The organism is Allobosea sp. FW305-C-101, assembly GCF_058783685.1.
In genome coordinates this window covers 1,458,701-1,476,007 of sequence record NZ_JBYSYT010000001.1, presented here as the reverse complement: position 1 = coordinate 1,476,007, position 17,307 = coordinate 1,458,701, and the positions used below count along the sequence as shown (strand labels likewise).

The following is a 17,307-nucleotide window of genomic DNA, read 5'->3' as shown; positions in this document are numbered from 1 at the left end:
ACCGGTGCGGACAGGCCCGGAGCGGGTCCGGTCTCGCGCGTCTCGGTCTGGCGCTCGGCATGCTCGCCGCTGCGGCAGTCGCCGGCCCGTCGGCCTTCGCGCAGCAGCGCCCGACATTCGGGCTCGACGACGTGGTCGCCAAGGCCAGGGCGCTGGCGGAGGCGCCCTATGTCGCGCCGGTCAGCAACCTGCCCGACGTCTTCAGCAAGATGCAGTTCGCCGACTACCAGAAGATGCAGCCGAAGCGCGATCGCTTCGCCTGGATGGAGCACAAGACCCCGTTCAAGCTCGCCTTCTATCACCAGGGCATGCAGTTCAACACGCCGGTGAAGATCAGCGAGATCGTCGACGGTGCCGCTCACGAAATCCCCTACGATTCCGGGCGCTTCGACTTCGCCGACCTGCATTTCGACCGCGACGCCACGAGCAAGCTCGGCTGGGCCGGCTTCCGGGTGGTCTATCCGATCAACAAGGCCGGGAAGCTCGACGAGATCATGAGCGTGCTCGGCGCGAGCTATTTCCGCGTCATCGGCAAGAACCAGATCTATGGCCTGTCCGGGCGCGGGCTGGCGATCGATACCGGGCTGCCGATCGCCGAGGAGTTTCCCGCCTTCCGCGAGTTCTGGCTGCGCCGCCCCAAGCCGAAGGACAAGCACCTGACCTTCTACGCGCTGATGGATTCGGTGCGCGCCTCCGGCGCCTACGAGTTCACGCTGACGCCGGGTGCCGACGCCGTTCTCAGCGTCAAGTCGCGGATCTTCCTGCGGCGGGACGCTTCGCCGACGACGATCGGTATCGCGCCGCTGACCAGCATGTTCCTCTTCGGTCCGCAGCAGCCCTCGCCGACGCCGAATTTCCGCCCCGCGATCCACGATTCCAACGGGCTTGCCGTTCGGCGTGGCGATGGCGAATGGATCTGGCGCCCGCTGGTCAACCCGTCCATGGTCACGATCAGCGACATCGCGGCGGAAAACCCGAAGGGCTTCGGCCTGCTCCAGCGCGGGCGTGACTTCTCGCGCTACGAGGACCTGAAGGACCGCTACGACCTGCGCCCGAGCGCCTGGATCGAGCCGACCAACGACTGGGGCAAGGGCAATGTCCGCCTCGTCGAGATTCCGACCGCCGACGAGACCAACGACAACATCGTCACGCTCTGGGTGCCGGACGTGAGGCCACCCTTCGGCGAGCCGATGCGCTTCGACTACCGCATGCACTGGACGATGGACGAGCCGGCCCTGATGAAGGGCGACATCTCGCATGTCTGGCAGACGATGCGTTCGAGCGGTGAGTTCTACCAGTCCAACCTGATCCGCGCCGGGGACGGCACGCTTGCCTTCCTGATCGATTTCAAGGGACCTTCGCTGCGCAAGCTCCCGAAGGATGCCCGGCCGACAGCCGTGGTCGGCGCCAACGAGAATGTCGAGATCGTCGGCACCGAGTTGCAGCCCAACCCCGCCATTCAGGGCTGGCGCCTGAGCTACCGGATCAAGATCAAGAACCCTGCGGTTTCGTCCGATCTCACGGCGGTGCTGAAGCTCGGCGACCGCACGCTGACCGAGACCTGGAAGTTCAGGCTGCCGGCCTCGCAGGCGGCGACGAACAAGGAAACCTATCTCAACCGCTTCAAGGCGATGGAGTAGGTGGCGGGGCCTTCGCGCCCCGCCGATAGCGCGCGCCCGAGCCTGATCAGCGGGCGCTCGACAACTCGATAGACGAGCCAGGACAACGCTAGGGTCAGCCCGACGCAGATCAGCATCGTGCCGATATCGCCGATCCCGCCGCTCAGAGGCAGGACGCGATAGACGGCGGCGTTCACGATCCCGTGGAACAGGTACAGCGAATAGCTGATCAGCCCGATACGGGCGAGCAGGCCGGAGCGCGGCCGCTCCAGCCGGAGGGCGGCGAGGAAGACCGCGAGGGCCGCGATGTAGGCGCCGAGGACGGGCGTGAGCCCCTCCATGACGAAATTGTCGCCGCGCGCCAGCGAGAACGACGCCACCGCCAGCAGAGCCGCCAGCTGCGCAAGGCCGAGAGCGAGCGTCGCAAGGCCTGCGCCGGGCCTGCGTTCGACCAGCCAGAGCCGCAGGAGAAGCCCGAGGAACAGGAAGGATAGGTGCATGCCGAGATACTGGACTGGCAGCTCGGCGACGTCCTGCACGCGCAGCTGAACGGGCAGGGCGGTGGCGGCGATCAGGCCTAGGCTGAGAGCAAGCAGGGCGCCGACATGGCGCAGGAGCCCCGTCGCGGACAGCAAGGCGACGAGGGCGTAGAAGGCGAGTTCGACGAACAAAGTCCAGTAGATCGGTGATAGCCAGGGTTGGCCGAAGAGCGTCGGAGCCATGGTCATGTTGGCCAGAACGGTTGCCGTGGGGGGCAATCCACCAGCCAGCATCAGCAAGGCGAGCGCCAGCCAAAACGCGGGATAGAGCCGGAACAGCCGCGAGATCGCGAAATGCCGGAGCGGTGTCTCGCCGGAGATGCTGAAAGGCACGACGAAACCGCTGATCAGGAAGAACAACGCCACGCCGAACCGGCCGAGGCTCAGATTCTCGGAGACCGATCGAGCGACAACACTCATCGGTCCCGTCGCGGTGGGCGCTTGCCGAAGCAGGTCACCGAACAGGTGCTCGACGATCACGCCGAGTGCCGCGATCGCCCGCAATCCGTCGAGATGGGCATAGCGCTGGGGCGTCATGCCGGCCTCATCGCAAGCCGAGCGCGCGGAGCGTCGTCCCGTCGAAGCCCGGCCCGGTCTCGTTCTCGGCAAGCGCGAAGCCGCCGGTTCCCGCATAGGTCCAGGCGGCCCAGGCGAAGCCATGGGCCTCGGCGATCTGGCGCATGTCGCGCAGCCAGGTTTCGCGAGAGGCGTTTCCCTCTGGCGTCCTCAGATAGGGCGTCCTGTGCACGCCGAATTCCCCGAGCAGGACGGCGTGAGCCGGCAGGCGCTGAGCGCTGCGCCAGGCACTCACCTCCCGGAAGGTCCGTTCGAGGGCCGAGCGATCGAACCCGGCGTAGCGCGCGAGGGTTCGCTTCGCTTTCCGGGCCTCGGCCAGCGCAGCGCCTTCCAAGCCGAGCTTGGCGATGCGTCGTCGGGTTGCCGCTGTCATCGCGTCGGCCGAGGGCGGTGCCGGGTAGGGGATCGCATCCAGCGCATGGGCCGGGCTGCCGCGCACGCCCTGATGCGTGAACTGCCAGGGCGCGTAGTCGTGATAGGTATAGATCAGGCGATGATCGCCCGCGAAAGGTCGCGTATCGATCGCCGTCAGCGCTGCCGCCGCATTCATCGACCCGCCACCCAGAACGAGCGGCAGCCTGGCCGAGCCCATGCGGGCGGCCCTGTAGCTGGCTTCGAGCATGGGCTGCCAGACCGGCTGGGGCACTTCCGGCTCGTTCATCAGTTCGAAGGCGAGCCTCGGCAGGCCGGTGGACGCCCTGTCCTCGGCCAGTCGCCCGAGCAGACCGGCCAGCCGTTGCTGCAAGCCGAGCACGGCCCGGAAGTGGGGCGCGGCCACGCCCGCAGTCAGGGCAGCCGGCCGGTAGGCCGGATGCATCGCACTCGGATGCAGGTCGACGATCACGCCGAGATCGGCATCGAGCAGGTCGCGCACCGTGCTCATGAGAAGCGCATCGAGCCGGTCGCGGGCCGCGCCCTGGAACGCGAGGAAAGGCCCGGCATCGACCGCCAAGCGCACGAAATCGAAGCCCGCGGCGCGGATCGCCTGCCGCTGCGCCGCGTCGAAGCGGAAGCGCGGGGCCGAGAAGGGCGCCTCGCCATAGGAGCCGTCGGCGGCGACCTCGGCCCAGCCCAGTGCATGCGAGACGCCGATGCCGCGGCGGAATTGCGGGATATCGCTGTCGGAATGGCTTGCTGCTCGCCCTCTCCCGGCAGCAGCGGATGCCGTGAGGCCGACCATGCCGGTGAGAAGTGATCGGCGGGTCGTCATGATGCCGGCTCCGTGACGACCGCCCCGCCGCGATAACGTGCCGTCAGGGCGCCATCGAGGATCGTCATGCCGTCCAGCCCCGCGAACGGAGCGGCCAGGCCGCTGAGCGAAGCTTCGCGAAGCGCGGGCTCGATCGTCCGCGACGGCACGAAGCAAACGTCACTCCAGCCTGAGCTTTCGAACTCACTGATATAGCTCGCGGGGCGCTGGCGGTTCGGCTGCCCCGGAAAGGCGAAGAGCCGGTAGAGCGCTTCGGGATAGCGATAGATGTTGTTGGGGTCCTGCTCGCGAATCCAGCGCGAATGGGTCTGCAGGTCGATGATGTGGACCGCTTCGCAGCCCGGCCGTGCGACCTCGGTCATCGCCGCGATGGCGCTCGCGGGATGATCGTAATGCTCGAAGGCCGCGCAACTGACGATCAGGTCGAACAATCGCCCCTCGGCCAGGCGCGGAATGTCGAAATCGCGCCCGACAGCATAGCCGAAATCGCGGGAGCCCGGCGCGCAAGCGAGCGATAGCGCGCGTTCCCGGTCCGCCGGCAAACCGTCCGGAAAGCGCGTGAGCAGCCGCTCGTAGAAGGTGGGATCTTCCCCGGCAGCAAGATCGAACACGTCGATCGCGTGATAGGATCGGGCACCGAGCGCGAGGAAGAGCACGCCATTGCCGCGCGATGCCCCGGGGCTGAGCTCCAGCACGTCCCGCCCGCGCAGATCGAAATCCGGCGGCATGAAGCGGCGCAGCGAGGCGAAGATATCGAGCAGATAGGCGATCTGGCCGTCCGCGTCCGACTTCGCCACGTCGTTCGGCGTGGTGTAGCCGTTGAGCTTGCTCTTGCCCCAGGCGAGGCCGAGGAAGCCGAGGCCGAGCACGGTCATTTCGAGGTTTCGTAGCGCCAGCCTCATCGTCAGCCCCCGAACTCGACGCGTTTCCTGAAGCCGGCGCCGCCATGACGGACGTTGCCCGGCCGCCAGTCGTGAAGCGCGTTTTCGTAGACATCCATGGTGCGATCGACGATCGCCCCCCAGCCGAAGGAGTCGAGGATGCGGGCCGCGCGCTCTGCGCCATCGGCGGTGTCGGGCGTGTCGAGCTTCCGGCGCATCGCCTCCGCGAGACGGTCCGCGGCGCCCAGCGGGAAATAGCTGCCTTCTCCGAGACCAAGCGCCAGATTGGCGTCGATGTCGCTGGCCAGGCAGGGCACGCCGTAGCTCAGCGCCTCAAGCAGCACCATCGGCATGCCTTCATGGCTCGATGGCAGGACGAACAGGGCGGCGTGCCGGTAGAGCTGGAACAGCGCCTCGCCGCGCTGGAAACCCGCCATCACGACGCCGGGCGTCGCCGCGGCCGCAGCCGCGACGGCCCGCTGGTAGCTTCCGGCATGATCGGCCGCGCCGGCGATGACGAGCTTGAGATCGGGAGCGGAAAGGCGCGCGAAGGCCTCGATCAGGTCGAGATGCCGCTTCTCCTCGACGATCCTGCCGACGCAGAGGATGTAGCGCCGCGGCCTGACCTGGATGCGGTCGAGATAGGCGGTCCCCAGTTCCGCGAGCGGCTTTTCGACACCGTTCGGGATGAAGGTCGCGCTCACGCTGAACTTGCGGTGGACGGCATCGACGATCGCCTTGGACACGCCGATATTCGCATGTGAGAACAGCATGCCCATGGCCTCGCCGGTCCGCAGGATCGACCGGGCGACGGGGCCCCATTTCTGCCGCTCGTAGTCGAAGCCGTGATGCGTCACCACGACATGGAGGCCGAGCAGGCGCGCGAGCGGGGTCAGCAGGGCCGGCCCGATCGCGTGGACATGCACGAGATCGGCATTGTCACGGGCCGCGACGAACAGCCCCAGCATCGTATGCAGCAGCGCCTCGAAGCTGCGCGAGCGCGGGGACCAGACCGGCGTGACGGTGACGCCTTTCCAGACATAGGGACGTCGCGATCGAAGGTAGGGTGCGCGTCCGAGCACCTCGACGCGCCAGCCGCGCTCCGCCAGCCGCGTCGAGATCGCCGCGACATGGGTTTCGACCCCGCCCTGGATGTCGGGGACGCCGCGCAGGCCGACGAAGACGACCTTTCTCTCGGGCAGGGTGGCGGGAAGGGGCGGGACCAGGGTGTACATCAGCAGATCGCCTCGTACAGGTTGAGGGTGCGTTCGCGGTATCGGCCGGGTGAGAACTCGCGCAGGACCCAGTCGCGCCCGGCCGCGCCCATCGCAGCACGTGCGGAGGGGAGCATGCCCGCGAGGGCGGTGAGGGCGTCGGCGAGGCTGGCGGCATTGCCGGGCTCGACCAGCAGGCCGGTCTCGCCATCGACGACCAGCTCGGGAATGCCGCCGATCCGCGTGCCGATGACCGGGCGCCCGAGCGCATAGGCCTCGAGAATGCTGACCGGGGCGTTCTCGTACCATTCGGAAGACAGGACGAGCGCAATCGCCTCGCCGATCAGGCGCTGGAGCGCCGGCTTGTCGAGATGGCCGGCGAAGCTCACATCGGCGCCGATATCCTGGGCCAGCCGGCGCAGGCGTTCCTCTTCCGGGCCGCTGCCGGCCAGCACCAGTCGCTGGCGCGAGAGCGCGGCGGCGCGCAGGAGCGTGGCCAGTCCCTTCTCGGGCGCGAGCCGCCCGGCATAGACGAAATAGCCGCCCTCAGCGGGCGCGGGCCTGTACTCGCTGGCATCGATGCAGTTCGGGATATGGACGATGCGGTCTGCGTCCCAGCCCCAGGCGATCAGCTTCTCGCGGTAGAAGCGGCTCGGCGCGATCACGCGGTCGAGCGTGTCGCGATAGAGGCCGAGGCTGCGATGGAGCAGCGTCTCCATCAGCACAAGCCCGCTGACCGCGACGGAATCCTTCACGCAGCGATGGAGCAGGACGTTGTGGATGCGCCCGCCCCGGCAGCGCTCGCAGATGCGGCCGCCGCTGAGCATCTTGTAGGCTGGGCAGGCGATCTTCAGGTCATGCGCGGTCATCACCAGCGGCACGCCCTCGGCCTTCAGCGCACCGAAGATCGAGGGCGAGATGTGGTGGTAGACATTATGGGCATGCGCAACGGTCGGCCGCGCCTGCCCGATCAGGTTGCGGATATTGCGGCGGGCCTCCTGCGAGAAGATCACCTTGGCGGCCTGCCGGGCCTTGGTGAGCGGTCCGCCGGCTGCGCCATATTCGATCTCGGAGACGAAATAGCCGGACCATGGGCTCGGCAGGTTGGCGGGATGCTGCATCGCGAAGGGAACGACATCCCATCCGGCTGCCGTGAACAGGTCGATATGGTCGAGGAAGACGCTTTCGGCGCCGCCGCGGCGGTAGAAGTAGTTGTTGATGGCCAGGAGCCGGCGCGCGCGTGTCATCGCTCGGCCTCCCGCAGGCCCATGTGGTCGAGCGCGGCATCGACGGTCAGAACCCGGCAGCCCCGTGCGAGCGCGTAGCCGACCAGCAGGTGGAAGCTGGGGGCCGTGCAGCCATGGGGCGTGGGCTGCGGCGAGACATCATGCGTGAAGAAGATCAGCCAGCCGGGATCGACGACCAGCGCGTCGATCCAGCGCGGCAGCCCCAACACATGCTGTTGCGGCTGCCGGATCTCGACTGCGCGCAGGAAAGCCGGGTCCGTCGGGCCGCGATTGATCCCCTCGCCGCCGGCCCGGCAGCTGCGGAAGAGGCGGCCGAGCAGGGCGCGCTTCCTGAGGGAGCCGCTATTGTAGGGATAGGCGAAGTTCCGGCGGGTGGTTCGCGGATCGACGGCGTCGAGATAGGCCGCGTTGCGGGCAAGATCGGCGGACAAGGCGTCGCCGGCGACATGGCGCAGGTCGTGATGGGAAAAGCTGTGGCAGCCGAGCTCGTGGCCGCGTGCCGCGAGGTCCCGGCAGCCGGCGCGGTCGATCAGCGTGCGGCCGGGTTCGACCTGCTCCTCCAGCCCTCCCGAGATGTAGAAGGTGCCACGGACGCCGTTGGCTTCGAGGATCGCCGCTCCGGCGTCGAGGGCGGAAGCCGGCACGTCGTCGAAGGTGAAGGACACGATCGGCTCTCGCGCCGGGACCTGCATGACCTGCCGCGGGACGGCGCGGATCAGCCGGTTCTCCAGGCGGGCGGCATAGTGGTCGAGCAGCGCCGGCAGGCGCGCCGCGTGGCCGGAGGCAGCCGTCATCGTCGCGTCGGGATCACGCATGGGCCGGCTCCAGGCTGCGGGGATGGTTCGCCGGTTCGCGGATCTCGTGTGCGCTGGCCTGGAGGTGCAGGCCGAAGATCGCGACGACCAGCATGAACCAGATCAGGCTGCCCGACTGGAAGAACAGGCTCTCGACGCAGGCCGCGAGGATTCCGTAGAGCCAGATCCGCACGAAGAGGCGGGTCAGCGCCGGGTCGTTGGCTGTCGCCTCCGACCGGCTGATGTCGCGCAGCGGCAGCCAGACGAGAAGGACGAGCGTCAGGGCGAGGCCGGGAAGACCCGTGGTGATCGCCATGTCGAGATAGGCGTTGTGGCCGTTGAAGGCCGCGTACGCCCAGCCGGCTGCCGCGCCGCCCTTGTGGACCATCGCGTCGGTCTGCCAGAGCAGCTGGAAACCGTGGCCGGTGAGCGGCTTATCCAGAACGGCAGTGGCGCCGATCTTCCAGATGTCGATGCGGTTCGTGAAGGTCGGGTCGATCCCGATCTGGGCGACGAGGCTGCGTAGGACCGGGGACATCGCGCAGCCGATCGTCAGGATGTTGATGGCGGCGATCCCGAGCAGGACCATCGGGATACGCAGGGCGCGCCAGCGCTCGAAGGCCCAGGCGATGGCGAGGATGCCCGGTAGGGCCGCGATCGCCGATTTCCCGCCGGTCCGGGCAAGGAATGCCGCGGCCAGCAGCACCATGACGACGCCGAGGATGCGACGGCCGGTGCCAAAGAGATAAAGCCCCACGAAGCTGATCATCACCATCGCCGCGGCGGCGACGTTCTTATGGGCGAAATGGCCGCGCCAGAAACCGGCATTCATCGGCTCGCGGATTTCGCCGGGCTGATGGATGGCGAGATGCGGCATCAGCGTGACGCCGAGATAGGCCAGCGCCAGCGCGCCGAGGCAGCAAAGCGTCAGCATGCCCGCGAACTGGCGCTCGGAGCGCGGCAGCAGGAGGAGGATGCTGCCGTTCACGATCGTCAGCACCGCCAGGAAGACGCGCTTGAGCGCGAGGTCGGGTTGCGCCGAGACGGCCGAGACGAGCGCGAACCAGATCAGCATCACGATCAGGATGCCGCGCGGGCGCGCGACGAGGTGGCGGGCGCTCGACCGGAGCACGGTGAACCACAGCGCCGCCGTCAGGCCGAGATAGACGACCTGGTTGAGCGTGTTCGACTTGGCCGCCGCGGCATCGCCCGTGCCGGCCGCCGAGAGGTCAATGAACGGCGTCAGCGTGACCAGGTAGAACAGCAGCGTCGCCGTGAAGAGCATCGGCGCTGCGAGGCCGGTGGCGCGCGGTTGCGTGTGGTCCATCATGGCGTGGCGCTCCTGCGGATGGCGCGGAGGTATCCGAGCCCCGTGAGCAGGCTCCCCGCGAGCAGCAGGCCGAACATCAGGCCGGCCGCTGCCGCGACGATGGGGCGGGGCGGCCAGTTCGGCCGCGCGGGCGCCGTGGCCGGGGTGATCACGCGCACATCCGTGGCGTCGATCTGCTGGCGCTGCGCGGTCTCGCCGGCCCGCGTCAGGAAGGTCTGGTAGAGCGCGGTCCGGGCGCTGGCCTCGCGCTCGAGCTCGCGCAGTTTGACCAGTGCCTGGTCGTCGACAGAGACGCTGCCGCGCAGCGCCTTCGTCTCGCCGTTCAGCGTGTCGAGCGCGCGTCTTGCCTGATCGAGCTCGATACGGGCCGCGCGCCGCAGACGCTCGGTCTCGGACTTGATCGCCTTGGCCAGCGCATCGGCCTCCGCCAGCACGTTCGTCAGGGAGGGGTGGCGCGGCCCGAGCGTCTTGGAGAGCACGGCGACCTGCCGGCGCAGGCCCACCTCGTCGGCGAGCAGGCCGGTCAGCGTAGGCGACTGCACGCCGCCGCCCTGCGCCCCTTGCGCCGAGACCGAGCGCGAGACCTCGCTGTTACGCGCCTCCGCCTCGGCCAGCCGCGCCTTGGCGTCGGTCAGCTTGGCGCTCATCCGTTCCAGCGCCTCCGAGCTCAGTGGCTGCTTCGAGAGCCCTTGCTGCAGGCCGTGCGCCCTGCGGAAGGCTTCGACCCGGTCTTCGGCTTCCGTCGCGGCGGCCTTGATCTCGCCGAGCCGGGAGGAAAGGCCCTGAGCCGCCCGGCCGACGCGCTCGGCATCGGCCCGCACGATCTCGGCGCGGAAGGTTTCGGCGATGGCATTGGCGAGCCGGGCCGAGAGGTCCGCGCTGCTCGCCCAGGCCGAGACGGAGACGACATAGGATCGCTCCTGTCGGGCGACCGTGATGCGCCGGGCGATGGTGCGGGCGAGCTCGGCCGTATCGGTGGGCTGTTCGGCGGACCGCAGAAAGCTCGGCAGCCACGGGCTGGGCGCGAATTCAGGATCGTTCCGGAGGTCCAAATCCTCGACGACACGTCGCAGAACATTGCCGGACGAGATCATCCGCATCTTGCTCTCGACATCCAGGATCTGGCTGTCGCTCTGGATATTGGTCGCGTAGAGATCGTTGGGCGCGATCAGCAGGTTGGAGGGCGCGATCGTCAGCTCTGTCGTCGCGGTGAAGCGCGGCGTCACGAGCTGGCCGGCACCAAGGGTCGCGACAGCACCGCCGAGAGCCGCCACGACCAGCCACGGCCAGCCGCCCATGAGCCATCCCAGCACCCGCGTGGGGCTGATCGCATGGGCCGGCGGGAGAGCCTTGCCGACGGCATGTCGGTAGGGGACATCGTTCCCGCCCGGCATCGGGCTGGTTTCGGTCGTGACGTACATGGCGATCTGCGTCAGTGAGCGTGGGGGGCGGCTTCGTGCCGTGCCGGCGTCGGCCCGGGCAGCGCGTCGGAGGCTGGATGAAGGCTGGCGGCGGCAATCTTGAGCATCTGTCACCCGGACTGGCGTTACTCGCGAAATATCGTCTTCAGATTGAAGTAATCCTTCTATGGTAGAAAAATACAACCTTAGATAGTGTTTTCAATTAAACGTTAACCTTAACTTGTGGGTGGCGCAGAGGATGCCGGGATCGACTGGAGGCGGGAGGTTGCGGCGCGTTCTTCCGGGTCTCGTCCGCTATCTCATGTCGAGCGGCTCGCTGGCCTCGGCGGCGCTTTCGCAGCTCGTGACCTTCGCCATTCTGGCGCGTGCGCTCGGGCCGAGCGAGTTCGGCCTGTTCGTGCAGGTCTCGGCCGTCACCGCCATCGCGGTGCAGCTTTGCGGCCTCGGTGCCTCCGATAGCCTGCTGCGCGGGGTTTCGCGTGAGCCGGGGCGTTATGCGGGTCTGCTCGGCCACAACCTCCTGCTGATCGCCTTCACCGGGATTGCCCTCGTCAGCGTTGGCGTTGCCGGGCTATCGGCGTGGCTGCGGATCGGCTCGGGTCCCTCCGTCGACACCGCCACGCTGGCGCTGCTGTTGTTCGGCAATGTCGTCGTGGTCAGGGTGATCCTGCTCGTCGAGACCGTCTTCCTCGGCCTCGGCCGGTTTCACGACGCCAACCGTGCCGTTATCGGTTTCGCCTTGGCGCGTATGGCCACGGCGGCGTTGGCCTGCCTGGTCTTCGGGGTCTCGAGCCTGTCCGAATGGGCGCTCTGGCAATGTGCGGGGAATTTGCTCTACGCGCTCGCCGGTGCGGCCTGGCTCCGGCCTCTGGGCCGGCCGCGCTTCGCGATCCTGCGCGAGGAGCTGAAGCCCGGCATCCTGTTCAGCTCGCAATTCGTGATGCGGGCGGTCCGCTCGAATGTCGACCTGCTGGTCATCGGCCTGTTCGCCCCGCTCGCGACGGTCGGCAGCTATGGCGTCGCCCGCCGGGTCGTGGATTCCGGCTACCTCGCGATCGACGCGCTGAACCGGCTGCTCTATCCGCGCCTGGCACGCGAGAGCCGCGACGGCCTGCATCGCGCATTGCCCTTGGCGAGGCGGGCGCTCGTCGCGGCACTGGCGCTCGGCGCCGTCACCGGCCTCGCGCTCTTCCTGCTGGCGCCGGCGCTTCCCGCCCTGTTCGGACGGCAATATCAGGAGCTGTCGTTTTTCGTGCGCTGCCTCGCGGGTACCATCGGTCTCGTCGGTGCCTGGGCCGCCGCGGTCGACCTTCTCGGCGCGTCCGGGCGCCAGGATGCGCGGGCCTGGATACTGAACGGCGCGAACCTTCTGGGCAGCGTCCTCATCGCCGTCGCGACCTGGCTTGCCGCCCCGGCCGGCACCTTCATCGCGCTCTATCTGATCGAGGGCGCGATCGTCGTGATCGCCTGGTGGGTGCTGCTGCGGCTCGCGCGGCGCAGCCTTTCGCAACAGGACGCGGCAGCTTGAACGCTACGGAGTGTCCTTGACGATCCGGCTCTCGATCCAGGCGTCCGGAGCCTTGCGCGCCTGAAGGAAACCCAGCGGCAGGGCGGCGGCGTGGAAGAACCAGGCGACGACCGCGTAAAACCCGAGCGACAGGCTGCGCTGGCGCAGGCTCATCGCGCCGACGACACCAGTGAGGAGCGCGGCATCGACGGCAAGGCCAGCCAGGGGGCTCGGCATCGCGAAGGGCAGCACGATCATCACGGCGAGCAGGGCATAGACGCCGGCCCAGAGCCTGAGCTCCGGCAGCTCCCGAAGGAGCTGGCGCCAGCGCGGCTGGCCGAGCGCCCCGCGCAGCAATTCCCCGATCCCGCGCAGATAGCCGGATTTCCAGCGCCGCACGAGCAGCGCGTAGGCATTGAGCGCGTGGCCGAAATGGCGGACGAAGCGGCGGTCGAGCCGGTGCAGCGTCCAGCCATGGCTCCGCAAGCGCACGCCGAGGTCGAATTCCTCGTAGCCGTGCAGGTTGCGGTCGGAGAGATAACCGGCTTGCTCGATCGCCGCCCGCCGGTAGAGGCCGCCGCCATTCATGCGGTCGATCGCGCCCGTGCGGTTCTCCGGCGAGGCGCGGCGTCCGCGCCGGACATATTCGAGGCTCGTGTCGTTCATCTCCTCGACATGGCCGGTCACGCCGGCCGCACGCGGATGGGCGGCGAGGAAGGCGAGCGCCTCGGGCAGGAAATCGGGATCGAGCAGCATGTCGCCATCCATCAGGCAGATGAAGGGCGCGCGGCTGTACTGGAAGCCGAGCTGGGGGCCGATGCCACAGCTCGGAGCCGTCGTCGCTGCGAGCTGGACGACCCGGATCGAATAGCTTGCGGCTATGGCAAGCGTACGATCCCGCGAGCCGCCATCGGCGACGATGACCTCGCCGCCGATCCCCTCGAGCGCAGCCTGGACGCTTTCGATCGCAGCGCCGATCCGCGCCTCCTCGTTCAGCGCCTTGAGGATGACCGAGACCGTCATAGCACCCGCCTCAATCGAAATCGGTGAGGAGCCGGCTCCAGTCCTCGCCGGCGAGGCCACCGACATAGACATCGCCGCGCGCCAGCGCTTCGTTGATCTCGGGGATGCGCGTCAGCGCGACGGTGAAGGCCCGGTGCCGGAAGACGACCCAGCGCTGCAGCGACAACCCGGCCATCAGCGCAGGTTGCGCCCGCCCGCGCGCCTCGACATGGCCGGTCTCGTCGAGATGGCGGAACATCGCGTCGAGCACGGCGATCTCCTGTCCCGGCAGCGCCAGGACGTTGAGCACATGCGCGGTCCGCCCGGGCGCCGCGTAATAGACGAAGCAGCCGATGATCATGTGGTTGCGGTCGAGGACGGAGCGGATCGTGAAGGCGCCGAGCTTCGTGTTTTGCGCGGCCAGCGACACCAGCCAGGACAGCTCCTCCTCCGTCCAGAGCGGCCGCACTGCGTAATGGGCGATCAGTCGCGGCGCCTGGACGAGGAACGTTGCAACCGGCATCTCGGCGACGCGCGTCGTCCCTGGCCCCTGCGCATCTGGCTGCGGCAGCAGCCGGCGCAGCAGGCTGTCGAGCGGGTGGGCGAGAACCGGCAGGCTGGGAAACCTGCCCCGTAGGAAGCGCGCGTCGAAGCGCCCGGCGAGGGCGCCGAACGGACGGAAGCTGCGGGCCCATTCGAGATTCTGCAAGGTGATCGGCTTGCCGCCGATGGCGAGGAGATGGTTGCAGCTCGTCGGCGAGGCGCTGTCGCAGAAGGCGAAATCGGCCCGTCTCGGCCGCAGGGCGAGAATGAGCTGCGCCGCGCCCGCCGCCTCCCGGTCGGCATCGGTCATGAAGACGCCGAGCAGCCGCCCGGGCACGATGTTGCCGCAGGCGACGAAACGCATCGGCACGGCCAGAAGCGCGCTGCGGATGCGCCCGTCCCGCTGCTCGTAGACCTGGGTGCCCAGGCTCTCGTGATAGGACGGGGAGGCGAGCAGCAGCGTGCGCAGGTAGTTCTGCAGGTCTGCGCCGGCAGGCTTGTCGGCATCCCTGAAGATCTTCAGGAACAGCCGGGCGACCGCCGGGATGTCGGATGGCCTGGCGGGCCTCACCGCTCCACGTTGCGCAGGCCGTGCCTCGGCGAGCGTCTCTTCCTGCATCTGCAGCATCGGGGCGCATCCTCGCTGGGCGGATCGCGGGGGCGGATTCGAGGCACCGGTCACGGGCTGGGCATGGTCATCCACGTCGTCACGGCCGGCATCCGCTCCCGAGGTCGCTGCAACCGGCGCCGGCGACGCGAGTTATCACGTTGATACAACTTATACGTTCAAATTGTATGGAATGAGTAAAGAAAAGATAGGCTCTATGGTGAATCGCGGATCGTCCGGCCGCCAAGAGCCGGTGCCGCGGGCTTCCCTACGTTCAATGGAGCTATGCCAACGAAACAGGCGCCAATGCGCCCGGGGATGCCTATGATCGCTCGCAGCTGAGCGCGACTCTGAAAGCCGGGGGCGCGCCCGCGAAAGGCCGAGGCATTCCCGCCGCTCCGCTCGGGATCACCGCTCCGGCCTTCACTCGACTGTGGTGCCTTGCGATGAACATGCATGTTTCCAAGCCAGATCGCCTCGCAGGACGCGCCGGCATCGGCCAGTCGCTTCCCCGCAAGGAGGACGCGACCCTCGTACGCGGCGAGGGACGCTACACCGACGATCTGTCGCTGGACGGCCAGCTCTATGCCGCCTTCGTTCGCAGCCCGCATGCGCATGGCATCATCCGTGGCATCGATACCGCCGACGCGAAGGTGATGAAGGGCGTCGTGGCGATCTACACGGCCGGGGACCTCGAAGGGCAGGGCTATGGCGCGCTGAAATGCGTGGTGGATCTGCCGAACCGCGATGGAACCGCGATGAGGAAGCCGGTCCGGCACGCGCTGACGGCGGACAAGGTGCGCTTCGTCGGTGACCCCGTCGCCATGGTCGTCGCCCGGACAGTGCAGCAGGCGCGCGATGCCGCCGAGGCGGTGTCGCTCGATATCGACATCCTGCCCGCGGTCACCTCCGCCGAGGCGGCGCTCGCCCCCGATGCGCCCCAGCTCTTCGAGGACGTGCCCGGCAATCTCATCCTCGACTATCATTTCGGGGATGCCGGCAAGGTCGCGGCGGCTTTTGCCGGGGCGGCCCATGTCGCGAAGGTGCGGATCGTCAACAACCGCATCATCGTGAACCCGATCGAGCCGCGCGCGGCGATCGGAACCTATGACCGCAAGACGAAGCGCTACACGCTCCATGCGCCGAGCCAGGGCGCCTTCGGCATGCGCAACAATCTCGCGGCGGCGATGGGCGTGCCGCAGGAGAAGATGCACCTCATCACCGGCCATGTCGGCGGCTCCTTCGGCATGAAGTCGGCCGTGTTCCCGGAATATGTCGTGCTGCTCCATGCCGCGCGCCTCCTGAAGAAGCCGGTGAAATGGGCCGACCAGCGCTCCGAGAGCTTCGTCTCCGACCATCACGGCCGCGACATGGTGTTCGAGGCGGAGCTCGCCCTCGATGCGCGCGGCCGTTTCCTCGCGACGCGTTTCACCGGCTTCGGCAATATGGGTGGTTATCTCTCGCCGCCGGGCCCGCTGATGGCGACGCTCAACATCGGCAAGAACAGCGTCGGCATGTACCGCACGCCGCTGGTCGAGGTGCAGACGCGCTGCGCCGTCACCAACACCGTGCCGATCGCGGCCTATCGCGGGGCCGGGCGCCCCGAGGGCAATTATTTCATGGAGCGGCTGATCGACACCGCCGCCCGCGAGATGGGGATCGACCGGGCCGTCATCCGGCAACGCAACCTGATCGGGCCTGCGCAACTGCCGTGGCAGACCCCGATCGGGACGGTCTATGACAGCGGCGATTTCCCGGCGCTCTTCGCCCGCGCTCTGGAGGCGGCCGACTGGAAGGGCTACCGGGCGCGCGAGCGCGCCAGCCGCAAGGCCGGCAAGCTGCGCGGCCGCGGCATCGGCTGCTATCTCGAGGTCACCGCCCCGCCCAGCAACGAGATGGGCGGCATCCATTTCGAAGCGGATGGAACGGTCACCATCGTCACCGGCACGCTCGATTACGGGCAGGGCCACTGGACGCCCTTCGCCCAGGTCCTGACCAGCCAGCTCGGCGTGCCCTTCGACAAGATCAGGCTCGTGCAGGGCGACAGCGACCGCCTGATCGCGGGCGGCGGCACCGGCGGCTCGAAATCGATCATGGCGAGCGGCTCGGCGATCATCGAGGCGAGCGAGCGCGTCATCGAGAAGGGCAAGCTGCTCAGCGCCCATTTCCTCGAGGCCGCCGCTGCCGATATCGAGTTCACCGACGGACGCTTCGCCATCGCCGGAACCGACCGCTCGATCGGCATCATGGAACTCGCCCGCAAGCTGCAGGCGGGTGCGTCGCTGCCCGATGACCTGCCGCGGACGCTCGATGTCGATCACGTCTTCAAGGCCGCTCCTTCAGCTTATCCCAATGGCTGCCACATCGCCGAGGTCGAGATCGATCCCGATACCGGCCATGTCGAGATCGCGAGCTATGTCATGGTCAATGATTTCGGCGTGCTGGTGAACCCGATGATCGTCGAGGGGCAGCTCCATGGCGGCGTCGTGCAGGGCATCGGTCAGGCGCTCTGCGAGATGACCTCCTATGACGAGAACGGCCAGCTCCTGACCGGCTCCTATATGGACTATGCGATGCCGCGTGCCGCGGATGTGCCCTTCTTCACCTTCATCAGCGAGGGTGTGCCGACCCGCACCAACCCGGTCGGCGCCAAGGGCTGCGGCGAGGCTGGCTGCGCCGGCTCGCTGCCCTCGGTCATGAACGCGATCGTCGATGCCCTCTCGCCCCATGGCGTGCGCCATATCGACATGCCGGCGACGCCATTGGCGATCTGGAAGGCCATTCACGCGAAGGCCTGACATGGTCGCCGGGTTTGGA

The 17,307-nt window shown here is 68.1% G+C and carries 13 protein-coding genes; 3 read left to right on the top strand and 10 right to left on the bottom strand.

The features are described from left to right. Positions 1-59 precede the first annotated feature (59 nt). A complete protein-coding gene (locus AC3WMA_RS06995) occupies positions 60-1,640 on the top strand; it encodes a glucan biosynthesis protein G (RefSeq protein WP_492284637.1) in 1,581 nt (526 codons plus the stop codon). On the opposite strand, the gene AC3WMA_RS06990 is transcribed toward AC3WMA_RS06995, so the two are convergent. Genes AC3WMA_RS06990 through AC3WMA_RS06955 form a run of 8 tightly spaced genes read right to left on the bottom strand, consistent with a single transcriptional unit; the run spans position 1,610 to position 10,831 of the window. Continuing rightward, on the bottom strand, positions 1,610-2,695 hold the full coding sequence (locus AC3WMA_RS06990; RefSeq protein WP_492284636.1) for an acyltransferase family protein: 1,086 nt from the start codon (positions 2,693-2,695) through the stop codon (positions 1,610-1,612). The genes AC3WMA_RS06995 and AC3WMA_RS06990 overlap by 31 nt on opposite strands. Before the next feature lie 7 nt (positions 2,696-2,702). Continuing rightward, the gene (locus AC3WMA_RS06985) at positions 2,703-3,944 is read right to left on the bottom strand and encodes a glycoside hydrolase family 5 protein (protein ID WP_492284635.1); all 1,242 of its coding nucleotides are present in this window, start codon (positions 3,942-3,944) and stop codon (positions 2,703-2,705) included. Then, positions 3,941-4,819, bottom strand: coding sequence for a class I SAM-dependent methyltransferase (locus tag AC3WMA_RS06980; protein WP_492284634.1), 879 nt, complete (start codon positions 4,817-4,819; stop codon positions 3,941-3,943). The genes AC3WMA_RS06985 and AC3WMA_RS06980 overlap by 4 nt, the downstream gene beginning before the upstream one ends. Before the next feature lie 29 nt (positions 4,820-4,848). After that, positions 4,849-6,060: a glycosyltransferase family 4 protein gene (locus tag AC3WMA_RS06975; protein ID WP_492284633.1), complete on the bottom strand. Its 1,212-nt coding sequence runs from the start codon at positions 6,058-6,060 to the stop codon at positions 4,849-4,851. After that, positions 6,060-7,286, bottom strand: a complete 1,227-nt coding sequence (locus AC3WMA_RS06970) for a glycosyltransferase family 4 protein (RefSeq protein ID WP_492284632.1) — start codon at positions 7,284-7,286, stop codon at positions 6,060-6,062. Before AC3WMA_RS06970 ends, AC3WMA_RS06975 begins: the two co-directional genes overlap by 1 nt. After that, positions 7,283-8,080: a polysaccharide deacetylase family protein gene (locus tag AC3WMA_RS06965; RefSeq protein WP_492284762.1), complete on the bottom strand. Its 798-nt coding sequence runs from the start codon at positions 8,078-8,080 to the stop codon at positions 7,283-7,285. Before AC3WMA_RS06965 ends, AC3WMA_RS06970 begins: the two co-directional genes overlap by 4 nt. Positions 8,081-8,093: 13 nt before the next feature. Further along, entirely contained in the window at positions 8,094-9,410 is a 1,317-nt protein-coding gene (locus AC3WMA_RS06960) for an O-antigen ligase family protein (protein ID WP_492284631.1), read from the bottom strand. Further along, entirely contained in the window at positions 9,407-10,831 is a 1,425-nt protein-coding gene (locus tag AC3WMA_RS06955; RefSeq protein WP_492284630.1) for a GumC family protein, read from the bottom strand. Before AC3WMA_RS06955 ends, AC3WMA_RS06960 begins: the two co-directional genes overlap by 4 nt. A gap of 265 nt (positions 10,832-11,096) precedes the next feature. Here AC3WMA_RS06955 and AC3WMA_RS06950 point away from each other — a divergent pair, with 265 nt between their 5' ends. Continuing rightward, positions 11,097-12,359: a lipopolysaccharide biosynthesis protein gene (locus AC3WMA_RS06950; protein ID WP_492284629.1), complete on the top strand. Its 1,263-nt coding sequence runs from the start codon at positions 11,097-11,099 to the stop codon at positions 12,357-12,359. Between the two features lie 3 nt (positions 12,360-12,362). Here AC3WMA_RS06950 and AC3WMA_RS06945 read toward each other — a convergent pair whose 3' ends face one another. Continuing rightward, positions 12,363-13,361: a glycosyltransferase family 2 protein gene (locus AC3WMA_RS06945; RefSeq protein ID WP_492284628.1), complete on the bottom strand. Its 999-nt coding sequence runs from the start codon at positions 13,359-13,361 to the stop codon at positions 12,363-12,365. A 10-nt stretch (positions 13,362-13,371) separates the two neighbouring features. Further along, positions 13,372-14,511, bottom strand: coding sequence for a GNAT family N-acetyltransferase (locus AC3WMA_RS06940; RefSeq protein WP_492284627.1), 1,140 nt, complete (start codon positions 14,509-14,511; stop codon positions 13,372-13,374). A 425-nt stretch (positions 14,512-14,936) separates the two neighbouring features. Here AC3WMA_RS06940 and AC3WMA_RS06935 point away from each other — a divergent pair, with 425 nt between their 5' ends. Further along, positions 14,937-17,288, top strand: a complete 2,352-nt coding sequence (locus AC3WMA_RS06935; protein ID WP_492284626.1) for a xanthine dehydrogenase family protein molybdopterin-binding subunit — start codon at positions 14,937-14,939, stop codon at positions 17,286-17,288. Positions 17,289-17,307 lie beyond the last annotated feature (19 nt).

Bases quoted from the DNA above. Each gene is read 5' to 3' on its own strand.
- AC3WMA_RS06945 (WP_492284628.1), bottom strand. From the start codon at position 13,361: ATGACGGTCTCGGTCATCCTCAAGGCGCTGAACGAGGAGGCGCGGATC.
- AC3WMA_RS06980 (WP_492284634.1), bottom strand. From the start codon at position 4,819: ATGACCGTGCTCGGCCTCGGCTTCCTCGGCCTCGCCTGGGGCAAGAGC.
- AC3WMA_RS06965 (WP_492284762.1), bottom strand. From the start codon at position 8,080: ATGACGGCTGCCTCCGGCCACGCGGCGCGCCTGCCGGCGCTGCTCGAC.
- AC3WMA_RS06995 (WP_492284637.1), top strand. From the start codon at position 60: ATGCTCGCCGCTGCGGCAGTCGCCGGCCCGTCGGCCTTCGCGCAGCAG.
- AC3WMA_RS06970 (WP_492284632.1), bottom strand. From the start codon at position 7,286: ATGACACGCGCGCGCCGGCTCCTGGCCATCAACAACTACTTCTACCGC.
- AC3WMA_RS06960 (WP_492284631.1), bottom strand. From the start codon at position 9,410: ATGATGGACCACACGCAACCGCGCGCCACCGGCCTCGCAGCGCCGATG.
- AC3WMA_RS06955 (WP_492284630.1), bottom strand. From the start codon at position 10,831: ATGTACGTCACGACCGAAACCAGCCCGATGCCGGGCGGGAACGATGTC.
- AC3WMA_RS06975 (WP_492284633.1), bottom strand. From the start codon at position 6,060: ATGTACACCCTGGTCCCGCCCCTTCCCGCCACCCTGCCCGAGAGAAAG.
- AC3WMA_RS06985 (WP_492284635.1), bottom strand. From the start codon at position 3,944: ATGACGACCCGCCGATCACTTCTCACCGGCATGGTCGGCCTCACGGCA.
- AC3WMA_RS06935 (WP_492284626.1), top strand. From the start codon at position 14,937: ATGAACATGCATGTTTCCAAGCCAGATCGCCTCGCAGGACGCGCCGGC.
- AC3WMA_RS06940 (WP_492284627.1), bottom strand. From the start codon at position 14,511: ATGCTGCAGATGCAGGAAGAGACGCTCGCCGAGGCACGGCCTGCGCAA.
- AC3WMA_RS06990 (WP_492284636.1), bottom strand. From the start codon at position 2,695: ATGACGCCCCAGCGCTATGCCCATCTCGACGGATTGCGGGCGATCGCG.